This window comes from Halopseudomonas sp., from assembly GCF_036961105.1.
Classification (GTDB): Bacteria; Pseudomonadota; Gammaproteobacteria; order Pseudomonadales; family Pseudomonadaceae; genus Halopseudomonas.
The window spans coordinates 1-23,122 of the sequence record NZ_JBALWW010000018.1 but is presented as its reverse complement, the minus strand read 5'-3'; the positions used below and the strand labels follow the sequence as shown (position 1 = coordinate 23,122).

Below are 23,122 nucleotides of genomic sequence, written 5' to 3'. Positions count from 1 at the left end.
ATGGGTGACAGCCTTCTCAACAATGAAACGCGCAACGGCCGAGGGCAGTTGCGCGGTTGTTTTGTGCTGTTGCCGTGGGGCGCGGTGAGTTGAAGCGATCAGGCTGCTGAGGCAGCGGGAGACGGGATTCCCTGTCGTGCTGATCGGAAGGGCTGCATCTATGCGGCCCTACGCCACGGTCTTTTTCATTAATGCGAACTATTATCGTTTTATATCTGCCTATTGTCTACGCCCATTCGTGCTTGGCCCCGGCGGTCTGCTGAGAGCGCCTTGCCTGTCGCTACCGCGGGCAGCGTTGAGTTAAGTTGAATTCAATATGTTGCGTGAAGAGTTTGCGTTCAGAGCGGCGCCTGGGCTGCGACACTCGCCGAGGCGCACGCACGGAACGCATGCTGGCCAGGCCAGGCCTGGTGCTAGGTGGTGGGCGGGGAGCCTGCAGTGATGCCATCGTCCGGCTGATTGGCGGCGGTCTTTTCCTGCGGTACGCCGGCCACGCTGACCTCGGGAAAGCTGCCGCCAATGAATTCCACGCTGCGCGTGGGGAAGGCAAACTGCACGCCCATTTCCCGTATGCCATCGAGCAACTGTAGATTGATTTCCTGCTGCGCATCCATGTACTGGTTGTAGTCTGACACTTGCATGATATAGACCACCTCGAAAGTGAGCTGGCTATCGTCAAAAGCAAGGAAGTGCGCACGATCAAAGTTGGCATTGTCCAGACTGTCGACGATGCGTTTCATCAGGCGAGGTATCTCGCGCACCTTCTCGGAAGGCGTGTCGTAGGTCACACCGAACTTGAACACGATGCGCCGCGTATTCATGCGTTTGTAATTGTGCAACGTCTGGCGCAGCAGATCGGCGTTGGAGCACACCACCTGCTCCCCACTCAGGCTGCGGATACGGGTGGTCTTCAGCCCGATATGCTCGATGTTCCCGGCGACATCCCCGAAAACCACGAAATCACCTATCTCGAATGGTTTATCGATGCCGATGGACAGCGAGGCAAAGATGTCGCTCAGCAGGGTCTGCACCGCCAGGGCAATGGCAATGCCGCCAACCCCCAGGCTGGCGACCATGGCGGTAATGTCGACACCCATATTGCCGAGTATCGACAGCAGCATCATGGTCCAGACCACAATGCGCAGCATGATGCCGATGATGGTGGTGGTGACCGGGTTGCGCGCCTTGCCGTCGCGCGTAAGGCTCTCCATCCACAGGCGCACGGCGATGTCGAGCCAGAGCGCGATCTGAAATGCCAGGGCGATGAACCAGCCATGCGACATGGCCGACTCCCAGCCCTCTGGCAGTTCGGCAAACTTCAGCGCGAGCAGCAGCGAGAGCGCCAGCAGCAGCACCTGACTGGTGCGATCCAGCATTTCTGCGGCAATGCTGGCAAAGCGCCCGCGCGCGCCGTTCGCCATCGCACGCAAGCGGTTGGCGATGATGCGCAGCGCGGTTTTCAGCACCAGGTAACTGAGCAGGGCCACCACGGCGATAATGCCCAGATTGAGCCAAAGATCGCGGTTCGCTATCGCATCCCAGTTCATAGAGCCAAATCCTCCAATGGCATGAGCGCGTGGAGCGCTGAAACAATGCGTAAAATTTCAGTCCGTCGCGCGCGGGCATTAGTTCAATGAAATACCGCGGCGAGCTGTCGCCAGGATGGCCGCAGAGCCTCGAGATAGAGCGATGGGGCTTGCCCGTGGCAGGCCTGCCTGGGGGGGGCGAGTCCGGCTGCGTTGTTGCCGGGCACTTGCGACCGCTGCGCGGGTCTGTATTGCTGTATGACCACAGGTTGGGGCGGCACACTCAGTCCCGTTGCAGATTATGGAGAGCTCATTGAGAAACAGGCTCATCGCGCTGGGCGTCGGAATCGCCTTGCTGCTGTTTGTCGGTTTGCCGCTGGCGTATCTCACCTGGCCAGCGCCGGTACCGGTGAGCGCTGGTGGTGCCGATCTGCAGGTCCGCTATCAACTGCGCAGTGCGCAGAGCCAGAGTGTTACCGAGCAGAGCTTCGCCGGTAAATGGCAGTTGGTGGTCTTCGGCTTTACCCACTGCCCGGACATTTGTCCTACTACGCTGTCCACTGTCGGCCAGGTGATGGACAATCTGGGTGAACAAGCCAGCCAGCTGCAACCGCTGTTTATAACGCTGGACCCGCAGCGCGATACCCCGGCGAGACTGGCGGAATACAGTCGGTTTTTTGACCCGCGCATTCTGGGCCTGTCCGGCAGCCCGATGCAGGTTCGCGATGCTGCCAGCGCATTCGGCGTTTATTTCAGGAAGGTACCCATGGACACAGGTTATACCCTGGACCACACCACCACGCTTTTCCTCGTTTCACCGCAAGGCACAGTGCAGCAGGTGTTTTCTCACAGTGAACCGGCGGGGAGTATCACACGCGCAGTCAAGGCGCTGCTTGATGCACGATAGCGGGCTTGGCAGATGACCGATAACGCAACCCGCCAAGGCGTGTGGCCACTGTATTTGGGCTTTGCCGTACTGGCGGCCCTCTGGCTGGGGCCGCTGCCGGCCATGAGTCGGACTGCCTTTTCCGCGCATATGCTGTTGCATCTGGGCGTGGTGGCTCTGGCTGCACCGCTGTTGGCTATCGGCCTCTCCCGTCTGGGTGTGCGGCTGGAAGCCATGGATCGCCTGCGCAGTTGTCTGGTCGCAGTGTTCGCGTTGGAGATGCTGGTGGTGTGGGGCTGGCACGCGCCCACCCTGCATGAGGCAGCTGCCCGGCATATCGGGGTGTTTGTGTTGCAACAGGCGAGCTTTCTCGCGGTGGGGTTGGCCGTGTGGTTATTGGGCTTCGCGGTTCGTTCCAACGGTGGCATAGCGCTCGGGGTGCTGGGCTTTTTTCTGACCTTTGTGCACATGACCATGCTGGGCATGCTGCTGCTGCTTGCGCCCAAGCTGATCTACCCCGCCGAGCTTTGCCTGGGCGCCTTCGGCTTCGCTCAACTGGAGGATCAGCGTTTTGGTGGGATATTGATGGCCGGGTGGAGCGGGACCGTTTATCTGTTTGGCAGCATAGTGCTGGCAGCGCGTCTGCTCAGGACACCCACTGCTGCGCCTGACCCCAACTCCAGCAAAACTGAGTGAGCCCGGCCAACGGCAGAGCGTGGAAGCTCTAGCGAATTAGAAGATCAAGGCAAAAATACCGATCACCACCACCAGGCCGATAAGAAAGATAATGCCGATTGTGCTGCCCAGGAACTTCAACATGGTTGTTACCTCTGCGCTGTGTGTACATCGGTTTTGACCTGCTGCTGCCCTCATCGTTCAGCGAGAATGGTTTCGGGGCAGTCACAGCCGACAGGCCTGGGCTCAACCCATTGCTGGCACATCGGGGTGGGCAACTGCCGCAATGGCCCTTAGAATCGACGGTGTCCATTTTTTGCCTTGGCCCTGTTGATGCCCAATACGCCAGAATTTATCCGCGATATCGAGCGCATTGCGCGTATTGATGCGGTGCCGCTTATCCTCAATATGGTCAAGCACGCTACCGGTATGCGTTTTGCGGCTGTCGCCAGGGTCACGGAGGCGCGCTGGATCGCCTGCGCAGTAGATGACTCGATCAACTTCGGCTTGCAACCCGGCGGCGAGCTGGTGCTCGATACCACCATCTGCAACGAGATCCGTCAGCACCGTCAGCCGGTGATCTTTCAGCACGCCACGGAGCATGAGGTGTATTCGCAGCACCACACACCCAAGCTCTATAAGCTGGAAAGCTACGTCTCTATCCCCATCATCAGATCCAATGGCGAGTTCTTTGGCACCCTCTGCGCGATCGACAGCGATCCGGCGCAGTTTGATGAAGATGCCATCCTGAAAACCCTTGGCTTGTTTGCGCAGCTGATCGCGGTGCAGCTGGATATGCAGGAAGCGCAGCAAGCAACGGAACAGGCGTTGGTTGACGAAATCGAAGCCGGCCGCCTGCGAGAACGCTTTATCGCCGTACTGGAGCACGATTTGCGCTCGCCACTCACGGCAATAGGCATGAGTGCCGAGTTGCTGGAAGCCAAGTTGCCAACCGGCCGTGAGCGCACCTTGGCTAGCGCCATTCGGAAAAGCTCGGCCGCATGGGAGCGCTGATTGCAGACGTGCTGGATTTTTCTCGCGGACACCTCGGCAGCGGCATTTCGGTCCAGCGTGAGCCGACCAGCGAGCTGGGCGCTGTGATCAATTCAGTAATAGACGAGGTGAGGGTGTCGCACCCGCACGTATCGCTCATTCGTAATGTTTCCATAGGATGCGAAACCTATTGCGACCTGGGTCGAGTGGGGCAGTTGCTATCCAACCTGCTGGTCAACGCGATCACCCACGGTTGCTCCAAATCGCCTATACAAGTCACGGTGACAACCGAGTGCAACGAGCTGGTCTTGTCGGTCACCAACCAGGGCGAACCCATTGAGCCGGAGCTCTTGCCGTCGCTGTTTCGTCCGTTCACCCGGTCAGAGACACGCGGGCGCGGTGAAGGCCTGGGGCTCGGGCTGTACATTGCCGAGCAAATTGTAGCGGGGCACGAGGGCACCTTGAGTGTTTCGTCGACGGCGGAGGCAGGCACCACTTTTGTGGCGAGGTGGCCGATTGCTCAATTGGCGGTGTTGGCTGAGTGAGCTGGCTCCTGGTCTCTGATCGAAACACAAGATTCAGTCGATCGGTATGAGACAGGATTGGCTGCGAATCGCTTTGGCGATTCTTGGGGCGTTGCCCCGTCGCTGCTCTCCGCCCAAATCGCGGTGCGATTTGTCGAACGACAGGTTCGAATCTGCCATCAGGTAAACCGCGCAAAGCAAGAGGTTCAGCTAGGCTTGGGTGTGGCTGGAGGGGACAGGATTGGCTGCGAATCGCTTTGGCGATTCTTGGGGCTTTGCCCCGTCGCTGCGCTCCGCCCAAATCGCGGTGCGATTTGTCGAACGACAGGTTCGAATCTGCCATCAGGTAAACCGCGCAAAGCAAGAGGTTCAGCTAGGCTTGGGTGTGGCTGGAGGGGACAGGATTGGCTGCGAATCGCTTTGGCGATTCTTGGGGCTTTGCCCCGTCGCTGCGCTCCGCCCAAATCGCGGTGCGATTTGTCGAACGACAGGTTCGAATCTGCCGTCCGGTAAACCACTCAAAGCAAAAGGCCCAGCGGTTGCTGGGCCTTTTGCTTTGAGTGGCGCACCCGACAGGATTCGCCGCCTTCGGAGGGCAGAAAATATAGATGTTTTAGAATGAATATTTTTTGATGTTAATCGTTAAATTTCGGTTTATATAGATTAAGTTATTGATTTTTAGGTAAAACAAGTTGTGCCATTTAATGCCTTTCATTTCGGGCGCAAATTGCAATTTCTTAGAGGTGGCACAGAATGTGGCACACTCTCCTTCACGTATTTTGACACCTAGCCTGATGGGCTTAAGGGTGTGTGTTGGGGAGACCGCAGATGCAGCAGAGTAACGTTGATAGGCCCGGTGTTCTGAGTAGCTTGATTGCGAAGCAAGACGCATCAGCGGTACTCAAGGAAATTGAGGTAGCATTTGGCCTGGATGCTGCTTTCCCAGCCAGAAGGAACTTGGTTGAAAAGCTCATCGAATTGTTGGCGGCATTGGAACCCAACCAAAAACAAGAAAGCTGGATGGCGGCACTCGAAGAAGCTCGAAGAGCAGGCGAAAACCAGAAGGAAAGGTTTGGTTGGTTTCTCAATGCTGCCACGAAGCGTGGCGGCAATCCGCTTGGGGGCAGTTTTGCGAGCTATCCACTGCCCGCGTTCGTTCTTCAGCCTAAGCCTCATTCGCTTGCTACTGCGCAATATTTAGGGCTGAACACTCTACTTCTAACTGCGCTGCTGGTACGGCCAAATGGAAAATTCGAGTCAATTGCAGACGCATGTCGAAGGGCCGTTTCGCCAAAAGGTTTGGGCTCGGGCGCACATGCTTTGATCAATAAGCTCCCGAACTCAAGGGGGTCCAGCTTTCTTTCTGGTATCGAGTCTTTTCTGTCTGACTTCGCGGCAGCCGGTGAGAATGAGCATCATGCCCAACTTATAAAGGCGATCAGTTCGCTTTGGGAGATTTGCAAAACTGGTGCTAGCAAAGCAGCAGAGCAGGCACAAACTGAGCCCTTGTCCGAAGCAGGCCAGAATCGTTGGTTTAGAAGGCAAACAACTGGAACGATCGAAGAGGGTAAGCAGGTAGGAAGCCACGTTACCCATGTGGTTGAGTCTGACAAAACCGACTCGTCGGCAGGAGATGAGCCGGCTACTGTCGAGCTATTCGTAGTTGAGCCAGAGGCGGTTGATGAACAAATCCCTCCCCCGTCTGAAACTGAAGTCGAGGTGGCTGCGACGGAAACACGCTATTGGATCTCGCGCCATCAAAGACTGACCGCGAATGACCCAGGGCGATTTACCTCCATAGAGCGGCGGTGGTTAGCATCCTCGTTATCAGAGTGGATGATCTCTAAGGATCGTCGCACGCGTATTGGGGCTGGCATTGTGGCTCTGATGTATGTAACCGGGTTGGGCTGGGAGACCATATTTGAGGCAGCGCTGGGTAGTGACGGCCAGTTCGGCGCTGAGGGCTGCCTTCGACGCGATATTCGTTTGCCAGTTGCAGCCTATGAGCCTCCATCTGATATTGCAGCCTTGTTTGAACCCCGCGGCGAAAAACTAAATCTAGTTCTACCGCACGTTGTTGCGACTTGGATGCAGGCTCATTTTCAGTCGAGCGACGGTCGGTTTCTGGATTGTCTCGGTGTGGGAGAGAGCGAAGCGAGAGAGTGCCTGGATGATGTTTTGGTCCGCCTACGTCACGGGGGGCGATTCCCCCGTATACGCATGGAAAGGATCACTACTGCGCTTGCTATAGAGCTCACTCTGACCTTTAGAGATCCATCGATTACGTTCCTATTGTCCTCGGCGAGCTCTCATGTTGCGCCGATGTTGAGCTATTACGTTGTACATCAGCTAACCCAGGTGGAAGATCGCTACCACCAGGTCGCAGAACGGATGTTGTGCACATCATGACGTCTTTCACGGGTTACTACCCACGGCCATCAACGATAAAAGCGCTGGTAGACGGCTGTTTCGAGCGCACTACATCGCTCTCTGGAGGTGATGTAAATCTCTTCTCGTCTCACAACGCGTTTACGGATTACTGCCTGGCATTGTTGATGTGCTGCACGGGACACCGGCCCGTGGATGACCCATTCGCGGAGCTGAGCCAGTTTGATTTAGAACGTGGACTGCTGCTGATCTGTGACAAGGTTGTCGATGAAACGCGTGCGTGGCGAGCAGTTGCGTTATCTGAACTGGCAGTGGCTCAAGTGCGGGTGTACTTAAAGCATCTGCAGCGTCTTTCAGGTTGTTTACAGGCGCGAGATAGTAGTCGCGAACTGGGAGCACGTATCAAGCGGTTGAGCGGATCGAAGGCGGATATGCCCTTGTTCTTTTATCTGAACGAAAGCCAGCCTGACTCATATGTCCCGATCAGCTCTGCGGCCCTTTCGTCTGAATGGAGTGCTTTCTGGATACTACCAATCAACTTTTTGCGGCACGTCATGGCGACTGAGTTGCTTAGAACATCCGGCCGGCCGGACCTAGTCCAGCTCCAACTAGGTCATACGGAGGGAGTTGACTACCCGCTGGGTAGTAAATCGACTGTGTCAGTCCTGGCTGCAGCGGAGATCATTAGAAAACACATTGACGGATATCTGCGCGAGTCTGGATGGCGAGTGATGGAGGCCCCGCCGTTGGCGTCGCTGCAGGCGTGCGTACCGGGCATCGGCCAGAGGGCCAGTCGAAACGCACTGCTGTTCGGTCACCGCAAGCGTGAGGAAAAAAGAAAGGGGGTTCACGCCAAGTCCAAAGAGCTGGTAAAGGCGTTGGTCTCAGATCACTTGGCCAAGTTTCAAAGTATTGACGCTGATGGAGCTCATCGGTTGGTGGAGCATCTAGTTGCCACTGCGCAGCAGCGTAAATGTCCCATTAACCGTTGCTTGCGGCTCTTCTACCGGTACCTTGCTCGAAGAAAAGGCGGTAAGGATCTCATTAAACATGTCTTGCGCGTACGCCAGATTGAGGTCGAGCCATCGCCATTTACAGATGCTTCTCTGGCGGAATACCGGGATTTAGTATCGTTCCGTGCTGCGTTCATAGCACACCTTGACAATAAAGGTCGTCGTGACGGCGAGGTAGACGCTTCGGTTCGGTTGGCAGAGATAGTATGTGCAGCAGCGCTCTTTGGAGGGATCGCTGCTGAAGCTCGTCTCCGTTTGTTGGCGAGTGCAGTGTTGCTACACACGCATCGAATTTCTGCGGAGCTGAGTGTTGATATCCCATTAGGAGGTAGCGCGGTTTTTCGGTGGCATCCAGATCCAGTCAGCTCTGCTCTTATAGAAGGGCTGTTCAGAAAGGAAGGATTTGAGGCGAAGGTTTCCGAGCAAAAACTGCAGGCAAGTATCGCAGCTTTGCTTGAGTCAATCGGTTGCGGAGGTGGCAGCCTGGCTCTACTGGAAAAGCTTTCTCAGGCGGCACTGCTATTTGAGATGCCTGGCTATATTGCAGAGTGCTTGCGCGGAGAGATTGCGGCCGTTTCAGTACCACTGAATGCGTGGGTGAGAGCCACAGCTGATCGCGCGATCGCCACGCCGGCTACACACTTAAGTACACCCGGTGCGTTCAATCCGGATCAAGATTGGGCTCCAGATCTTAGGCATTGTCGCAAGGAAGCAAAGCTTGATCTTCGGGAGGCCAGGAGTTTCGCTCTGTTGATCCGAAAGCTGATATCGCAAGCAGTCTCGCTGCCTACGACGGGTAATATGAAGGTTTCAACCCGCCGCAAGAAGTACTTTGCGGAGATCTTAAAATCTACTTTTGACAGAGAGGCGGATTGGTCGATTTTACCTTTGTTGATCGTGGGTTGGGCCGTACATCTATGTGAGCATGGTACCCGTACAAAGAAATATCTGGCGTACTCGACGATCGATAAATATCTGATGCTGATAGTTCGTCATCTGACGCCTGCTGCCTGTGGGGCAGATGTTCTGAACCTAGACGAAGCAGGGTTTGAGGAGCTGTACCTGAAGGTAGTTGAAACTACGGATGAGTCGCGTCGTTACGAACTGGCGAGCAGGCTACGAGAGTTTCATTACTTCTTAGTGCAGCGCTTCGGCATGGATGAGTTGAGTTGGGCCGGTATCATGGCTGCGGCCGGCGGTCTAAGCAAGCCCGCTTATACTGATGCAAATTTCCTAACGGCCACTGAGTATCGTGACGCGTTGCAGGTTGTTTTATCAGACGACGGCCTATCTGAACGAGTACGGATTCAATACGGTGGAATGTTGTTCTTCGGCTACAGATTTGGACTCCGGTTTGGTGAAGCGCTTCGGCTGGAATATCGCGATATTCAGCTCGATGCTGGTGAGATCATACTTTGGGTGCGTAATACCGCGCACGGCGACACAAAAACATCTTCCTCTGTCCGTATCGTTCATTTGGCGGAGAGCTTGGATGATGTAGAAAAGCAGTTAATTGAACGTTTGGTCGGGGCGGCTGGTGCTGTGTGGACGGAAGGTGCTTCAGTGCCGCTGATGAGCGAAACGGCTGGCTTAGAGCGTCTAATTGATCGACATCTTACCGCACGTTATTTGAATACGCTGCTGAGGTCTCTAACCGGTGATGAAACGCTTAGATTCCACCATCTGCGCCACGGCTGGGTCTCACGGATCGTTGGTCGAACTGAGGCGGTTAAGTTACCGGGATTTGCGGATGAAGCAATGCACAGGGAGGGGTGGGGCGAGCTCGTAGGAGCAGACGCATTATACCCTCTGCGCAGTGTAATGGTGGCAACCGGTCATGCGGATGAGCGCACCACCTTGGCTAGCTATACACACTGTATCGATCAGGTGGCTCATGCCCACCTGAGGGCATCCAGCCCTGCCTTGTCTGATTTCGCATTGGCGTACTCGCTCCAAATCGCTTACGCGACGGTACGGCGCAGGAGGGCTCGTGGACCTTTCAGCGGCAGAAAGGTGTCATTCATACCTCTGGGAGTCGATACCAGAAAGCGGGTTCGCAAAGTACCCAGCATATTGAGTAACACTACTTCCCCTAAAGAGCACATTCATCTAGAGGAGGTAGACCTCCTACTAAGACAGGTGCGGTACACCGGTAGAGACATTCGCAGCCTGGCTAGTCGTCTTTTCCTGAGTCAAGAGCGCGCTGAGGCATTGCAGTCGAAAGCAACACGGGTCGAGTTAGAGTCAGGTTACACCGGTTACGATTTGATCGCCTCGAGCTCAGACCCAATAACAAGGTTGAGCGCTTCAAATTTAAAGTCGACGCAGATATTCCATTCGGAAACCGAGCGGTTGAAGAAGCTGCTTAGAGGTCTTGAAGCGCGCCGTGCCGGGTTGTCTGAACAAGACGGGGAGCTTTGGTTGGAAGGCTTGGCCTCTTGGGTGCGGTCCGCAAACGTGAAAACACCGCTCTGCGTGGTTTCAGGTATGCGGGAGCTGGAAAGTCTATTGCGTCTATTCTGCGCGATGGATATTGGAATAAAAGCGAGTGCTCTGATAAATGATCGGGACGAAAAACTAAAACACGAGATTCAACAGTTAGGTGTCAAGATAAAGAGTACATATGACGCTCGAGGTGTTAGGTCAAAGGGGGTAACTGGGGGGGTGGCTATCGATCTGGAGCCATCGCCCCAAGTCGGTCCAGTGAGATCTTTACAGCGATTGCTTTTCCTTCTTGCAGTGGCAGAGCTAAACTAGCCGGGCTCACAACAGGCGGCCCTGCTCATGTTCGGTTATGGATTCGATAACGTAACTACTGACTTTCTTGGCGTCATCAGAAAGCCTGTGTGTTGATCTCAAGTTTAAGTTTAATATCTTTCCAGCGAGTTGCGCATCTAAAAGGGGTTCTCTATGCTGCCCCGAGAAGCTCGCCTCAATGGTTTTTGGTTTTGTATGGGAAAGTTCGAGTTTGGCCGTGTTGTTCAAGTCGTTGACGCAGAATACCGGGCTGGATATGCAAATGCTGCTAGAGGCCTCCTCTGCTGTATAACGTGCGTTATGGGCTTTCTTGGATTTAAGGGTTAGGCGAGGGGAGTGGTCTCCGGCTCTTATAGTTACTCCTTCAGATGGTAGGTTCTTTCGCAATAAATTCGCGATTGCTGCTATTGGCTCTGGCCGCAGCAGTACGCGATCAGTTGATTTCGAAGGGTCACCAGCTGATATGGATATTTGGGTCGGGGGAGCGTTTTCGCTGTTTTGTACCTGATTGAACGTCTCGCAAGCTGCGCGCAGATTCTCGAGGGTCATTTCATAATCATACTCACCGCCAAGATCTACCTCTGAAGACGAGGGCGCGGCCAGCAATACGAGCTGGACCTCGTGATCTAGGACCTGATAGTGGAAAGTTGAATCAACCAGTCCTTGGGTGGGTTTTTTTAGGAGAGAATGCAGTTGGTCCATCGTTCTCTCTGCCTTTACGCCGTCCTGCGCGTGCCCGGGTGGCCAAGTGATGCGATCCTGCTCGATTTTTGCGTTCGCCAAGAAAATTTCAAATAAGGTTTTTCTAGGTTGATTCATTGCTGGTACATGTTCCTTTTCGGGGTTTTATGCACTTTTTATATCAGGGTAAGTTGCGGGTTGCAAATTTTTTAGTTAAATTCTTATTGCGTATTATTTAATAAGAAGTTAGCTCTTATTGCATGCTATTTTATAAGAGAAGTCTTGGTTTATTTTGCGGTCTGCGAATGGTTAGATTTTCAGTGCGTGTTGGGCCTGCCGTGTTGGCTCATTAGAATCGACGGCAGTGGGAAAAAAGAAAGGCGTAATGCGCCGCCCGGCCGAACGTGGCCTGCGAGCGCTAGTCCTAAATCAGTAACTATTATTTTCATCATTAGATGAATAAGCATATTTTGAATAAATTATACTGCTCATCCTAGGTAGACCTGTCTTGGGGATGAAGCTACATGATATATTTTGTGAGCGAGAATCGCGCGCAGTAGTTTTGTCAGAAATGGAGTCGCTATCCACTACTGCTTCAGTTTTTCCAAGCTCTGGCTTGTATGTTTTTTTCTGCCTACTTTGGAGTGACGGAAGCCTCTTCCATGCACACGGATGCGAATGAATGGGTTGCATGGTTTTCAATTAAAAGCTCAGAAACTGAAAGTGTTCGTCCTAGTCCGCTTAGACAAGCAGTTGCTCCCCTGGAGCTCACCGCTTGGACCAGGTTGTCTTTGGAGTTGATTTAAAAGTACGAACACAATGGCGTACGAGCGAGGAGGATACTCGGGTATCCTCATGTGGCGATGCACGACGCCATCGCCCTCGGATAAGATGCGAACCTTGATGATGGCGATTATACCGCCTAACTTGGTGTCCGGGATTAGTAGACCACTACAAAGTGGCGCTATCGCTGTTCGCTCTTAGTCTTACAGTCCTCAGATAGTTGACTTGCTAAGATCGTGGCGTGACGAGCTGGGGGTGAGTATAACGCCACGTTCAAGAATTGGATTTACGCGTCCGCCCATCGTGACGTGATTCTAGAAAGGCTTCGGACGCTTGACGGAAACTGACGGTTGGTCTGAGGGTGTAGAGGTCAGATCCGGAATTTCGGATCCCGAAATCTCAGCTGATTTTGATGATTTTCCTGACGGTGAGGTTAATCCTCTCAGGCTGATATGTTCTGCTGTCAGGGGCTGGCGTTAAAGTTTATGTGGTCTTTTATTGATATACTCGTGCTACAAAATTAAGTTGTCTTATATAAGCGGCAATTAAAATTGAGGTGTTAGATGGTCGGAGAAATCTGCGAGTTTACGGTCGATGTTGGGCTGGAAGCGCTAGAGAAGATCGAGTGCGCGGCAAAGTTGTGTAACCAGTCGGTATCTGACTTCATGCTAGACTCGGCTATTGAAAAAGCTATTGATGTACTATTGACTGACAAAGTCGCATTTTTATCTGCTGCTGCTTACAAGGAAGTTTGTCGCGATATCCTCTCGGCGTTTGAAGTGCCGTCCGTCGATGGTCGGCAGGTCAAAGGGTAGGACGTTTAGTTCGGAGAGTGAGCGGGTCTGAATAATTGCCTGTCAGACAACTGACAGGTGTCATTGAGAAATTTGGGTAGTCTGCGGGTAAGCTAAATGTTGCTGTTTTTGGATTACGACGGTGTGCTCCACCCGGACGAAGTTTTTCTTCTGAGTAACGGTCGAGTCGAGCTACGGGCGGACGGTAGTCTTTTCATGTGGGCACCCACCCTAATGGAGCTGATTTCTGATCTGGATGTGCAGGTTGTGCTATCCACCAGTTGGGTCAGGCATCTTGGGTTCAAGCGGGCGCGTAAAGCTCTTCCGGAGCCGTTGTCATCCAGAGTGGTGGGAGCTACCTGGCACTCGGCGATGAAGCGAAGCGGGCCGGGGCATATCATTTGGGACGAGCAAAGTCGCTATGAGCAAATTGAATCCTATTTGGCGCGTTTGCCCTCCAAACAGAGCTGGCTAGCGATAGATGATGACGCAATCGGTTGGCCGGACGACAAGCGTAAAAATTTGGTGCGGACAGACCCAAGGCTCGGGCTTTCTGATGTCCGGGTTCGACGAGAGCTGGCGCAGCGTTTATTGGAGAGCTGACAATGGCGCTGCCAGTCCTTTGCAAAAAATAGTTGAGCGGCGTCCCGCTGTTTGTTAAGTAAAGCCAGCTACATCGGCTGCTCAAGGCTTTTAATCCTATGCCAGGTCTCGTACAAATCCTTTAACTCGCCTGAGCCAATTATTTCCATCGGGGTGCGCCCATTAAAGAACGAATTGTTGTTGCGCATTCGCATAAATCCATACTGGTTTGCCGGGTTAGAAAACACTGAGCGTAGCGTTGCATGTATGTCCAGAATCAAGCTAATGTGGCTCAGTTGGTCCTTGCTTAGAGCACTTTGCATTTGGTCTTCAGTCAAGTTCTTCCGATTAAAGCCCAGAATGACTGATTGCTCTTGCTCAAGAACCCCCCAGAGCTGCAATATTTTGATTGCCACGCGCAAGGCCGTACTTGCTTGCTGGTCAGAAAGCTGCAAGCGGTTGCTGTTTAGGGAGGGTTGTCTGCTCATGTCTTCTGGACTCCATTAGGTGTTGGACCTCCGGCGACACCGTTAATGCTGCTACTGGGAGGAGTATAGGATCGTAAGCCTGATCGAAGCAGTAAGTCGGATTTTATTACAATACTGTTTTACTTTGCACAAGCGCAGCTACCTTCTCAATCATTGAAGTAGTCGTTTTTGCGGATAAGGCCAAACGTTCCATCTGGCCATTGCCGAGTATCTTCTTCGAATAAAAATTCAGTCATTCGCGCCCTGCGCAGACTTCCCAACGCGCTGAAGAAACAAGATTCGCACAGGTGTACTTCATAACGTTCCCCATCATGCTCGGAGCCGTACCCCCAGTTTGCTGAAAGCACGCCGTGCTGAGGGGGATATGAATTACCTGATGTGGATGTTTCGCATACATCACAGGTTATATCCACGACGCCAGCAACAGTTTTCTCTTTTTTGATTTTCATAGGTCGACTTTAATGTTTTTAAACGCTAACCGCGAGATTCATGGTGGCAGCTCGCGCCAGTCATTTACTTCACGCTCGGCTGCGTTAAAAGAGTCCATTCGGTACTGGTCCGCCGTTCAAGCGCCTTGGTAAAGGCAGAAAGTTCAGTGGAAGCTTTGCTTAGATTCAAAATATACTCATGATTGCATTAACGGAAGTGGCTTTGCGCTTTCCCTCACCGATCAAAATGTAGACTGTGTTGGCTGTTTCAAAAATGCAGGGTGGGGTAAAACGTATTAGCGGGGTGGTTCTTACCCAGAACCCGGTACCGAACTTATAACTGCTGTCGTGCATCACGTAGTGTGCATAAACCATGACGGGTTGGAATCCTTGCTCCTGCATGGCTTTGGCTTCTGTCTCGCTTACATCAAGGTCAGCCCAGATCCAGTCCCGGACAACTCGGATTGGCTTGTCCTTGGCCTCGGACTTGCCCAAGGCAATGGCTTCCTCAAGAGTCATTTCGCCGCCTGGCATCGGTTCCCCTTCGCCGAGCAGTAGGTCAGTCATAACGTATAGGTCGTCCATATTGTTTTCCTCGTTTATTGATCAGAACAGGTTGTCACTATGCTGCGTTTGTATAAGCCATAGGCGTGCTGCGTGCTTGTTAGTAGAACCTTGTGAAGAGCGGCTGTCGTGAGCTTGCGTCCAGCGGACTGGAGTGTTGCTGTTGAGGCCACCACCAAGCCTCAGGGTGGGCTGGGTAGCCAGTAGCTGCTTGACGGGCCTGGGCCGTCAAACTTGGCAAAGTTGTACCAGTCAGGTTTGCTATTGAATGTCCTCTGCCGGTTATCAGCAGATGCGCTCATCATGTCCGCTTGCTGGATGCTCATTGCGACGGGCATTAAAGGCCGCTGCTGCTTTGGGCGGATAATCCAGTCGAACATGTTACGCAGGGCGTTTGCGCCGTCAGCCCATGATTCTTCAAGGCGCCTCAGGGCAGGCACAAGCAGCTCGAATCCTAAGAGCTCATGGCTGACCAGAAAGCCGGTTGAGGTGCGGCGTCCGTCCGGCAGAAAGCTACGCACCTTGCCTAGGTCGTGTAGTAGTCCGGCGACGGCTGCCAGCCAGCGCTCATGCTCTGGAAAACACGCTGTCATACCGTAAACGGTTTGCGCAACCTCAAGACTGTGCTGTGCCAGTCCGCCACTGGAACAGTGGTGGTAATGGGTGCTTGCAGGGTACGTAAAGAAAGGGCAGCCGATGCTGGGTTGCCCCAGAACTTGATAAACGAAGTTCTTCAAAGGTTCATAGGGGCAGGGGCACAACCAGCGCTCAACGGCCATTACGGCCTCCTCTGAATCAACCATACTGAGGGGTAAATGGGTCAGCGACTGAAAGATGTCCAGTATGCTGATCTGGCTGTTGCTGCCCAGCAGGTGTCGACCATGATGCCTCACCAGAAGCCGAACAGCGGTAAGGTCATTAGCAGGCCAAGTTCCCGGGTGGTCAGCTAGTTCAAGCAGTACCTCATGGCTGCCCGACAGGTTTTCCACGTTTAGAAAAATACCTTCGCTTAACGGGGACACCTGATAGGCGTGTTGAGGAGTAAGACAGCCTGTCAGCCAGAAAGAATCAATACGCTCATCCGCGATCGTGGGTGGCAGGAGCTTAGTCATAGCGCGCCCCCCATTGGTTAATGGTTTGATCCAGGCGATCGAGCAGGTACGGCAGTATGGCTTGTCCGCATTGATCTTCTAACTGCGGTAGCGTTTCGCAGACCCACGTTTCTAGTGCTGCCAGGTTGCTTGTTTCATTCCCGCGACCAATCAAAAAAACCAGGCTATCCCCGTCAGGAATTCTAAGCGCCACTTGCATGGCACTGGCGAGTCGCAGGCACGTTTTTTTTGAAAACTCAGGCATGGTCGTGCTCCTTGTTACCAGCAGTCTGTTGATCAAGGGCTTGCAGCAGCAGTCGTTCCATTGCTGAACCATCGCGCCGCGTCAGGTTGGGCACGTAGCGGGAATACACGCGGAAAAGCATTTCAGTGGTGGTATGGCCCATCTGCCTTGCGATCCATTCCGGTGCTTCCCCCGCTGCCAGCCACAAAGTTGCTGCGGTGTGGCGCGTTTGGTAAGGACGGCGCTCTCGCAGGCCTAGATGACGGAGCAGTGGGTACCACACTCGTTGAGTGACGTTGCGGTGTAATAAGGGCGACCCGTTGCGACTACAGAAAACGAAATCAAATGCGCCGGTTGCCTTTTTTTGCTCCAGCAGGGCCTCGTAAACAGGGCCTGACATATCGATAGACCGGAATGAGCCATCATTCTTGGTGTACACCAGTTCTTCCCGTACTAGCGATTGCCGTACCAGAATTTGCCTGCGCTCAAAGTCCACAAATTGCCACTGCAATCCGTCAATTTCGCCGGTACGCATTCCGGTAAAAAAGCGCACGAGGTAGTAATTCTTGTAGTCGACACGCACATTCGCGATGATTTTTTTTACTTCCTCAACAGTGAACGGCTCTACATCGGTTCTGGGCACCTTAAGCGACTTGATGCCTTGGTAGGGTGAGGTAAACTCATGGCGGTCGGCTGCTTCGTTAAGGATCATGCGCAAAGGCGTCATGATATGGTTGATTCGCTCTGCTGACAGGGGTTTGCCTTTTCCGTTTCTGACTTTGGCGAGCTGGGAGCGGAATGACAAAATCTCTGCCTTGGTGATGGAGCCGACCTCTTTTTCTCCAAACTCTGGCTTCAAGTGGCCGCGCAGCGTGGCGGCAACAGTGTCGCTGTGTGAACGTCGCCACTGGGCCTGCATTTCACTAAACCAGGTATCAGCAAAATCGCTGAACAGTGGCGTGACCGTTTTGCTTGCTCTCGCCCTTAATGCGTCAGCCGCACTGAACTTGCGCGCATTGCTGCTACCGGGGAAGTAGCGGGCGTAGTCGAATGAACCAAGCGTGATCTCGGCCTCTATCTTTTTCAAAATGGTTTCGAGCTTGCGGCGGTTGGCGGGAGTGTCATCCAGCGCGGTTTGTTCGCGACAGCGTGTGCTCTGGTAGCGGAAATCAAAGAACAGCTTTCCAGTCTGCTCTCTTACACGAATACTAGCCATGCATCACACCTCCATTGGCCATGGGGATGCTGAAGTCGGATGTGCTTGAAGTGGCAGCCATGTCGCGCTCAATCGCATCCCAGAGATAAAGGATTTTTCGGCCACCGAAAGGACGGATGTAATGCGTGCCTTCAAACAACACAGAATCCTTTAGGCGCTCGCGGATGGTGCGGGCGTCGTATTTGATACGAGCGGCTAGCTCGTCGGTTGTTAGGTATATCTGTGACATAGCAATGATCCTCTGGTAATGTTTCTCGCTGGAGGCCACAAGGCCCTCTTAAAGGTTAATGTGATCTCCTGAAGATCATTATGCATTCAAAAAGGCTTTCTGCAAGCTTTTTTGATCTCCTGCGGGTCAAATAGTCTTTGGTGGGAACATGATTAAGTGCCATCTGTCGAGGTTGATGGGCGAGAAGAAGCTCAAAGTGATCGACGTAGCTCGAGATACAGGCATTAACCGCGGTACGATTACGCGGCTCTATCATGAGACCGCCACACGTATTGAGCTGGATGTTATTGAAGAGCTTTGCCGATACCTGGGTTGCGAGGTCGGCGACCTACTTGAGATACAGCCTGAGAATGGTGGGGATTGAACCTTTCTACAGCTTGCCAAATTTAGGCCCGGCGCAGCCATTAATTGACCCGCTAGCAAAGACTCCTATCAAGCCAAGTTTCAAATGGGTTTGAGTGTTGTCTGTATGGCCCCGTCACCCTACTTTGGTTATTGCGACAGGCTGCTCCCGGCCAAGCTCTTCCCAAATGTCTGCGCGTATCGCCCCATTTACAGCTGCTGCTGAGTGGGGGTCGCGGTGGCGCGTATCAGGCCGGGGCCTTTGTTTTTAACATTTCCGACTTCCTTACCGACTTCATACCACTCGAAGGCATCTACTGGCTCAGCATGATGTCTTGCCAAGTCTTCTGCGCGCTCAGGTTCCAATCCCGTGTCTAACCATTCCCTGGCGGTGTCCGCAGTCAACACGACCGGCATACGATCATGGATGTCCACCATGCCCTGGTCGCTGGCGCTCGTGACGATTGCAAAGCCGTCGCCGTCATCCAGCTTTTCATCAGCTCCACCAGTGAAGCGGCCAACTGAGGCACAGAACATAGGTTCATCTGTTTTTAGCTTGATGTAGTAAGGCTGCTTGCGTTTGGTATTAGTTGGGTCTTTTACCCACTCGTACCACCCGTTTGCGGGCACCAGGCAGCGCCCGCTCTTCCAAACGTTGGACCAGTATCGGCTGGTTACCGCAGTCTCTAATCGGGCATTGATTGCTGGAGGACGGTTGCCACTGCCTCTTGCCCAGGGCGGAGCGTAGCCCCAGGGCAAGGCGCTCATTCGTAACCCATCCTCATCCCAATGCAGAAGTTGAACCTGAGTGGTGGGGGCTACGTTGTACCGGCTCATAGGCTCTTCATCCGGCTCAAAAGCGAGCGGAGCTTGCCAGTTCAGCTTCTCGAGATAGCGTACCTGCTATTAGTACTGAGTGAATCGTACGCACATTCCTGTTCCCGCCTATCTGTAATTCACACTTTTCTTTGACCCGGTGCATTCAATTTCGTTTACTGTATATATGAACAGTATTTTCGGAGTGACTGGTATGAACATGGTTCTCATTCTGGGTCCCGTGGGCAGCTCGAGTATTGAGCTGCCCTTTTTTTCCTCTCGGGTCTCTGCGGGCTTCCCGTCGCCGGCGCAGGATCACATGGAGCAGACGCTGTCCCTTGATGAGTTGCTTGATATAGATGCGCCGCACACCTATCTCGTGCGCGCAGAAGGCGACAGCATGATCGGGGCGGGTATTCTGGATGGGGATGTGCTGGTGGTGAGCAGAGCGTTGACTGGCCGGAATGGTGATGTGGTTATTGCCGCCATCAACGGAGAAACTTTTGTTAAACGGCTGATCTTGCGCGGAGAGGAACTGGTGCTGCAGTCTGAAAACCCCAAGTACCCACCGCGCTATGTGCTCGAGGGCGATGACCTGCTGATCTGGGGCGTCGTTACAGACAGTATCCGCAGGCACCGCAGCCATGGCTGATGCTGTTTTTGCGTTGATCGACTGCAACTCCTTCTACGCCTCGTGCGAAAGGGTATTCCGGCCGGACTTGAGTCGGGTGCCGATCGTCGTGCTCAGCAACAACGATGGCTGCGTCATTGCCAGAAGTGCTGACGCCAAGCCGTTTGTAAAGATGGGGGAGCCCTACCATCAAATACGCGGGACGCTCCAGCGCAATGGTGTGCTGGCATTTAGCTCGAATTACGCGCTTTATGGGGATATCAGCGAACGAGTAATGACCATTATAGAAAGCTTGGTTCCTGCTCTTGAGGTGTATTCGATCGATGAAGCGTTTGCGGATATGACCGGGATAGCAGACCGCGAGCAGCTCGGCCGACGGATTCGCGCACAGGTGCTCAAATTAGCGGGCATGCCCACCTGCGTGGGAATTGCTCAGACCAAAACACTCGCCAAGCTTGCCAACCACGCCGCAAAACGTTGGCAGAAGCATTACGGTGGCGTGATGGATATTTGCGACCCAGAACGAAGAGACAAAGTATTGAGAGCTTTGCCGGTCGACGAGGTCTGGGGAGTAGGTAGGCGAGTGAACGAGCATCTCACGGCGATGGGCATAAAAACCGCGTGGGACCTGGCTCAAGCTGACCCGTGGACCTTGCGCAAGAAGTTCTCGGTTGTCGTTGAAAAAACGGCCCGCGAACTCAGGGGTATACCCTGTCTGGCTTTGGAAGAGACAGCACCGCCGAAACAGGAGATTTGTAGTAGCCGCGCGTTCGGTGAGCGCTTATATGAAATTGAGCCGATCAGAGAGGCTGTCGCCACTTATGCAACCCGAGCCTGCGAGAAGCTGCGAGCGCAGGGCTCGCTATGCAAGAAGGTTCGAGTGGCGATTCGCACGGGCATGTTTAATCCGGATGAAGCCAAGTTTGCCAAAGGCATCCTATGCGAGCTGCCATACCCTTCAGACGATACCCGGTTGATCACCCGCGCCGCCCTACAGGGTTTAGAAGCTATATTCCGCCCGGGCCATGCCTACGCGAAAGCAGAAGTCATGCTGCTAGATCTTCGTCAGCAGGGTGAGTTCACAGACGATCTATTCGCCGAGGCACAATCCGCTGCGGCCGAAAGAGTCATGAGCGTACTGGATGAAATCAATGGACGCTGGGGAAGGGGCACCTTACGCCCCGCGCGAGTGCCAGTTGCACCCGGCTGGGGAATGAAACAGGAGCTCAAAAGCCCGAACTACACTACTAGGTGGGATCAGCTTTGGCGTGCGCGGTGTAAATGAGGGAGTTGAGCCAATGGCAACGATTTTATCGGTTCAAGCTTGAGCGTCGAGAGAGACTGGTTTCGGCCGATTCTGTTGAAAAAGTAGCTCCCTTTGCTGGCCTGCGGCAAAATATCTTCATTGGCCGGCGAGGGATCACACAGCATGATGGGACAATTATCGAGTGGACAGGCGCGATTGTTTTACTCGTTCAACCTTGAAGATCACATTCCAGCCAATCACCTTCTGCGCAGCATCGATCAATGTCTTGATCTGAGCGACCTGCGCCGTTACCTCGCCGACTTCTATAGCCCGATAGGGCGTCCTTCGATTGATCCTGAGCTTATGATCCGCATGCTGATTGTCGGTTACTGCTACGGTATTCGCTCCGAGCGGCGGCTATGCGAAGAGACCCATTTGAACCTGGCGTATCGCTGGTTCTGCCGGTTAAGCCTTGAAGATGAAGTCCCCAATCACTCGACCTTTTCCAAAAATCGACACGGCCGTTTTCGAGACAGCGATCTCTTTCGTTGGCTGTTCAATGAAGTGCTGCGTCGTTGCATGGATGCAGGTTTGGTCAAAGGTGAAGGCTTTGCCGTGGACGCCAGCATCATCAAAGCGGATGCTAGCCGGCAGCGCGGTGTACCGAGCGACGAACAGGTCAACTGGAGCGATCCGGCCCTGAGCACCCGCGCCGTGCGTGAGTATCTTGAGGCACTCGACGAAGAGGCTTTGGCCGAAACGCTACCGAAGCGCCTATCGCTGACTGATCCGCAAGCCCGCTGGACCGCAGCACCAGGTGGCCCGGCGTTCTACGCTTACTGCACTAATTATCTGATCGATACCGAGCACGGTGTCATCGTGGATGTGGAACCCACACCGGCCCATCGTACGGCCGAGGTCGAGAGCACCAAGACAATGATCGACCGTGTCGAGGCTCAGTTCGACATCAAGCCGGAACGCCTCATTGGCGACACCGCTTACGGAACCGCGCCGATGCTGGCTTGGATGGTAGAGGAAAAGGAGATCGAGCCGCATGTGCCGGTATGGGACAAAACCGAGCGCAAGAACGACAGTTTTTCGAGCAACGATTTCCACTGGAATGAAGAGACTGAGGAATACCGCTGTCCAGCTGGCAATGCTCTACGTAGCGAATGGCGAGCCTTCAAAAACGAACGTTCGCACGTCACCAAAGCCAACACCATCATCTTCCGGTCTCGGCAGACCGATTGTGTTTCCTGTCCGATGAAAGCCAAGTGCTGCCCGAACACGTCGTTCCGCAAGATCGCTCGCAGCGTCCATGAAGCCGCTCGTGATGTGGCTCGGCACATTGCAGCAACGCCGGCGTATCAGCGCTCTCGCCACGAACGTAAAAAGGTCGAAATGCTATTTGCCCACCTCAAGCGCATCCTGAAATTGGATCGCTTGCGACTACGTGGCATGAGTGGCGCGACCGATGAATTTACCCTGGCCGCCACGGTGCAGAACCTGCGACGGCTGGCTAAATTTACATCTCAAGCGCCACCCGTCACGGGATAGGTGCGCCTGCACTAAGCAAAAACCCTCAAACTAACCCAATAACAGAGCAGCAAGAGTCAACGAAGGGCCGAGAAACCACTGAGTGTGGTGATTAGGTCCTCCGGTGGTTGCGGTGCCTCAGCACCGCAGAACCGAAAATCCGACTTTTTCAACAGAATCGGCCAAAAGCAGACGTCAGCGGGGCTGACCAAGTTGGGACTGATTTAGGATGAACTGCCTGCAGGGAACGATGGCGCGTATCAGCTGTAGGGGAATGGGATTAGTCTCACGTTTGGCCTATTGGCCGGAAAAACTGTTGCGCTGAGCTTAAATTCTCGTGGAGGGTGTCCTCCTAAGATGATCAGAATTGGTTCTCGACACGAGGGCGGCGGCAAAAACTGAGCGCAACACCTGACCTTTCCGGTACGGTGCTGCCCTATGTCTTATTCCGAACTCAGCGTTGAAGAGCGTGCCACCATTCAAGTTAGTCATGCCCAAGGCCTCAGCTTGCGCAGGATTGCCTGCTGGATCAACCGATCCCCTTCGACGGTCAGCCGAGAGATGCGCCGCAATCGAGATGCAGCTGGCAGCTACTCGGCCCGCGTGGCTCAGCGTCGGAGCAGAGGAAGGCTACCAGGGGGCTGACCAGCTCGGGCTTGAGCTTTTCAAACGCGCCTTCGGGGAACAGG

Annotated in this window: 23 protein-coding genes and 1 pseudogene; 13 read left to right on the top strand and 11 right to left on the bottom strand. The window is 53.8% G+C overall.

Annotated features, from left to right (window positions below; genetic code table 11):
* Positions 1-413 precede the first annotated feature (413 nt).
* Entirely contained in the window at positions 414-1,547 is a 1,134-nt protein-coding gene (locus V7756_RS15035) for a mechanosensitive ion channel family protein (protein WP_335611010.1), read from the bottom strand.
* Between the two features lie 292 nt (positions 1,548-1,839).
* Between V7756_RS15035 and V7756_RS15030 the strand changes: the two genes are divergently transcribed.
* Positions 1,840-2,433 carry an SCO family protein gene (locus V7756_RS15030; protein ID WP_335611009.1) on the top strand — a complete coding sequence of 198 codons (594 nt, stop codon included), beginning with the start codon at positions 1,840-1,842 and terminating at the stop codon, positions 2,431-2,433.
* Positions 2,434-2,445: 12 nt separating this feature from the next.
* Positions 2,446-3,108: a cytochrome c oxidase assembly protein gene (locus V7756_RS15025; RefSeq protein ID WP_335611008.1), complete on the top strand. Its 663-nt coding sequence runs from the start codon at positions 2,446-2,448 to the stop codon at positions 3,106-3,108.
* Positions 3,109-3,144: 36 nt separating this feature from the next.
* On the opposite strand, the gene V7756_RS19135 is transcribed toward V7756_RS15025, so the two are convergent.
* Positions 3,145-3,231 carry a hypothetical protein gene (locus tag V7756_RS19135; RefSeq protein ID WP_442909013.1) on the bottom strand — a complete coding sequence of 29 codons (87 nt, stop codon included), beginning with the start codon at positions 3,229-3,231 and terminating at the stop codon, positions 3,145-3,147.
* Between the two features lie 189 nt (positions 3,232-3,420).
* Between V7756_RS19135 and V7756_RS15020 the strand changes: the two genes are divergently transcribed.
* The 4 genes from V7756_RS15020 (at position 3,421) to V7756_RS15005 (ending at position 10,762) form a co-directional block, all read left to right on the top strand.
* Positions 3,421-4,101 carry a sensor histidine kinase gene (locus tag V7756_RS15020; protein ID WP_335611007.1) on the top strand — a complete coding sequence of 227 codons (681 nt, stop codon included), beginning with the start codon at positions 3,421-3,423 and terminating at the stop codon, positions 4,099-4,101.
* Positions 4,089-4,625 (top strand): sensor histidine kinase, encoded by a 537-nt coding sequence (locus V7756_RS15015; RefSeq protein ID WP_335611006.1) that lies wholly within the window; start codon positions 4,089-4,091, stop codon positions 4,623-4,625. The genes V7756_RS15020 and V7756_RS15015 overlap by 13 nt, the downstream gene beginning before the upstream one ends.
* Positions 4,626-5,432: 807 nt before the next feature.
* Entirely contained in the window at positions 5,433-7,013 is a 1,581-nt protein-coding gene (locus V7756_RS15010; RefSeq protein ID WP_335611005.1) for a hypothetical protein, read from the top strand.
* 170 nt (positions 7,014-7,183) lie between these two features.
* Positions 7,184-10,762: a hypothetical protein gene (locus V7756_RS15005; protein WP_335611004.1), complete on the top strand. Its 3,579-nt coding sequence runs from the start codon at positions 7,184-7,186 to the stop codon at positions 10,760-10,762.
* Positions 10,763-10,768: 6 nt separating this feature from the next.
* Here V7756_RS15005 and V7756_RS15000 read toward each other — a convergent pair whose 3' ends face one another.
* Positions 10,769-11,581 carry a hypothetical protein gene (locus V7756_RS15000; protein WP_335611003.1) on the bottom strand — a complete coding sequence of 271 codons (813 nt, stop codon included), beginning with the start codon at positions 11,579-11,581 and terminating at the stop codon, positions 10,769-10,771.
* A gap of 1,208 nt (positions 11,582-12,789) precedes the next feature.
* Between V7756_RS15000 and V7756_RS14995 the strand changes: the two genes are divergently transcribed.
* Positions 12,790-13,041, top strand: coding sequence for a type II toxin-antitoxin system TacA family antitoxin (locus tag V7756_RS14995; RefSeq protein ID WP_335611002.1), 252 nt, complete (start codon positions 12,790-12,792; stop codon positions 13,039-13,041).
* 96 nt (positions 13,042-13,137) lie between these two features.
* A complete protein-coding gene (locus tag V7756_RS14990) occupies positions 13,138-13,623 on the top strand; it encodes an HAD domain-containing protein (RefSeq protein WP_335611001.1) in 486 nt (161 codons plus the stop codon).
* Between the two features lie 68 nt (positions 13,624-13,691).
* Here V7756_RS14990 and V7756_RS14985 read toward each other — a convergent pair whose 3' ends face one another.
* The 7 genes from V7756_RS14985 to V7756_RS14955 form a co-directional block, all read right to left on the bottom strand.
* The gene (locus tag V7756_RS14985) at positions 13,692-14,090 is read right to left on the bottom strand and encodes a hypothetical protein (RefSeq protein ID WP_335611000.1); all 399 of its coding nucleotides are present in this window, start codon (positions 14,088-14,090) and stop codon (positions 13,692-13,694) included.
* Between the two features lie 146 nt (positions 14,091-14,236).
* Positions 14,237-14,539, bottom strand: coding sequence for a hypothetical protein (locus V7756_RS14980; protein ID WP_335610999.1), 303 nt, complete (start codon positions 14,537-14,539; stop codon positions 14,237-14,239).
* Between the two features lie 165 nt (positions 14,540-14,704).
* Positions 14,705-15,103 (bottom strand): DUF6957 family protein, encoded by a 399-nt coding sequence (locus V7756_RS14975; protein WP_335610998.1) that lies wholly within the window; start codon positions 15,101-15,103, stop codon positions 14,705-14,707.
* A gap of 161 nt (positions 15,104-15,264) precedes the next feature.
* Positions 15,265-16,194: an HD domain-containing protein gene (locus V7756_RS14970; RefSeq protein WP_335610997.1), complete on the bottom strand. Its 930-nt coding sequence runs from the start codon at positions 16,192-16,194 to the stop codon at positions 15,265-15,267.
* Entirely contained in the window at positions 16,187-16,438 is a 252-nt protein-coding gene (locus V7756_RS14965) for a hypothetical protein (protein ID WP_335610996.1), read from the bottom strand. The genes V7756_RS14970 and V7756_RS14965 overlap by 8 nt, the downstream gene beginning before the upstream one ends.
* Positions 16,431-17,633 carry a site-specific integrase gene (locus tag V7756_RS14960; protein WP_335610995.1) on the bottom strand — a complete coding sequence of 401 codons (1,203 nt, stop codon included), beginning with the start codon at positions 17,631-17,633 and terminating at the stop codon, positions 16,431-16,433. Before V7756_RS14960 ends, V7756_RS14965 begins: the two co-directional genes overlap by 8 nt.
* Positions 17,626-17,862, bottom strand: coding sequence for a hypothetical protein (locus V7756_RS14955; protein ID WP_335610994.1), 237 nt, complete (start codon positions 17,860-17,862; stop codon positions 17,626-17,628). The genes V7756_RS14960 and V7756_RS14955 overlap by 8 nt, the downstream gene beginning before the upstream one ends.
* A 148-nt stretch (positions 17,863-18,010) precedes the next feature.
* Here V7756_RS14955 and V7756_RS14950 point away from each other — a divergent pair, with 148 nt between their 5' ends.
* Positions 18,011-18,226, top strand: coding sequence for a helix-turn-helix domain-containing protein (locus tag V7756_RS14950; protein ID WP_335610993.1), 216 nt, complete (start codon positions 18,011-18,013; stop codon positions 18,224-18,226).
* Between the two features lie 188 nt (positions 18,227-18,414).
* Here the strand turns inward: V7756_RS14950 and V7756_RS14945 are convergent, their stop codons facing one another.
* The gene (locus V7756_RS14945) at positions 18,415-19,086 is read right to left on the bottom strand and encodes an SOS response-associated peptidase family protein (protein ID WP_335611060.1); all 672 of its coding nucleotides are present in this window, start codon (positions 19,084-19,086) and stop codon (positions 18,415-18,417) included.
* A 154-nt stretch (positions 19,087-19,240) separates the two neighbouring features.
* Here V7756_RS14945 and V7756_RS14940 point away from each other — a divergent pair, with 154 nt between their 5' ends.
* The 4 genes and pseudogenes from V7756_RS14940 to V7756_RS14925 all read left to right on the top strand — a co-directional run.
* The gene (locus tag V7756_RS14940; RefSeq protein WP_335610992.1) at positions 19,241-19,672 is read left to right on the top strand and encodes a LexA family protein; all 432 of its coding nucleotides are present in this window, start codon (positions 19,241-19,243) and stop codon (positions 19,670-19,672) included.
* On the top strand, positions 19,665-20,936 hold the full coding sequence (gene umuC / locus V7756_RS14935; protein ID WP_335610991.1) for a translesion error-prone DNA polymerase V subunit UmuC: 1,272 nt from the start codon (positions 19,665-19,667) through the stop codon (positions 20,934-20,936). The genes V7756_RS14940 and umuC overlap by 8 nt, the downstream gene beginning before the upstream one ends.
* Positions 20,937-21,080: 144 nt before the next feature.
* Entirely contained in the window at positions 21,081-22,454 is a 1,374-nt protein-coding gene (locus V7756_RS14930) for an IS1182 family transposase (protein WP_335610990.1), read from the top strand.
* A gap of 417 nt (positions 22,455-22,871) precedes the next feature.
* A pseudogene (locus V7756_RS14925) lies at positions 22,872-23,063 on the top strand (helix-turn-helix domain-containing protein); the annotation flags it as partial.
* Between the last annotated feature and the right edge of the window lie 59 nt (positions 23,064-23,122).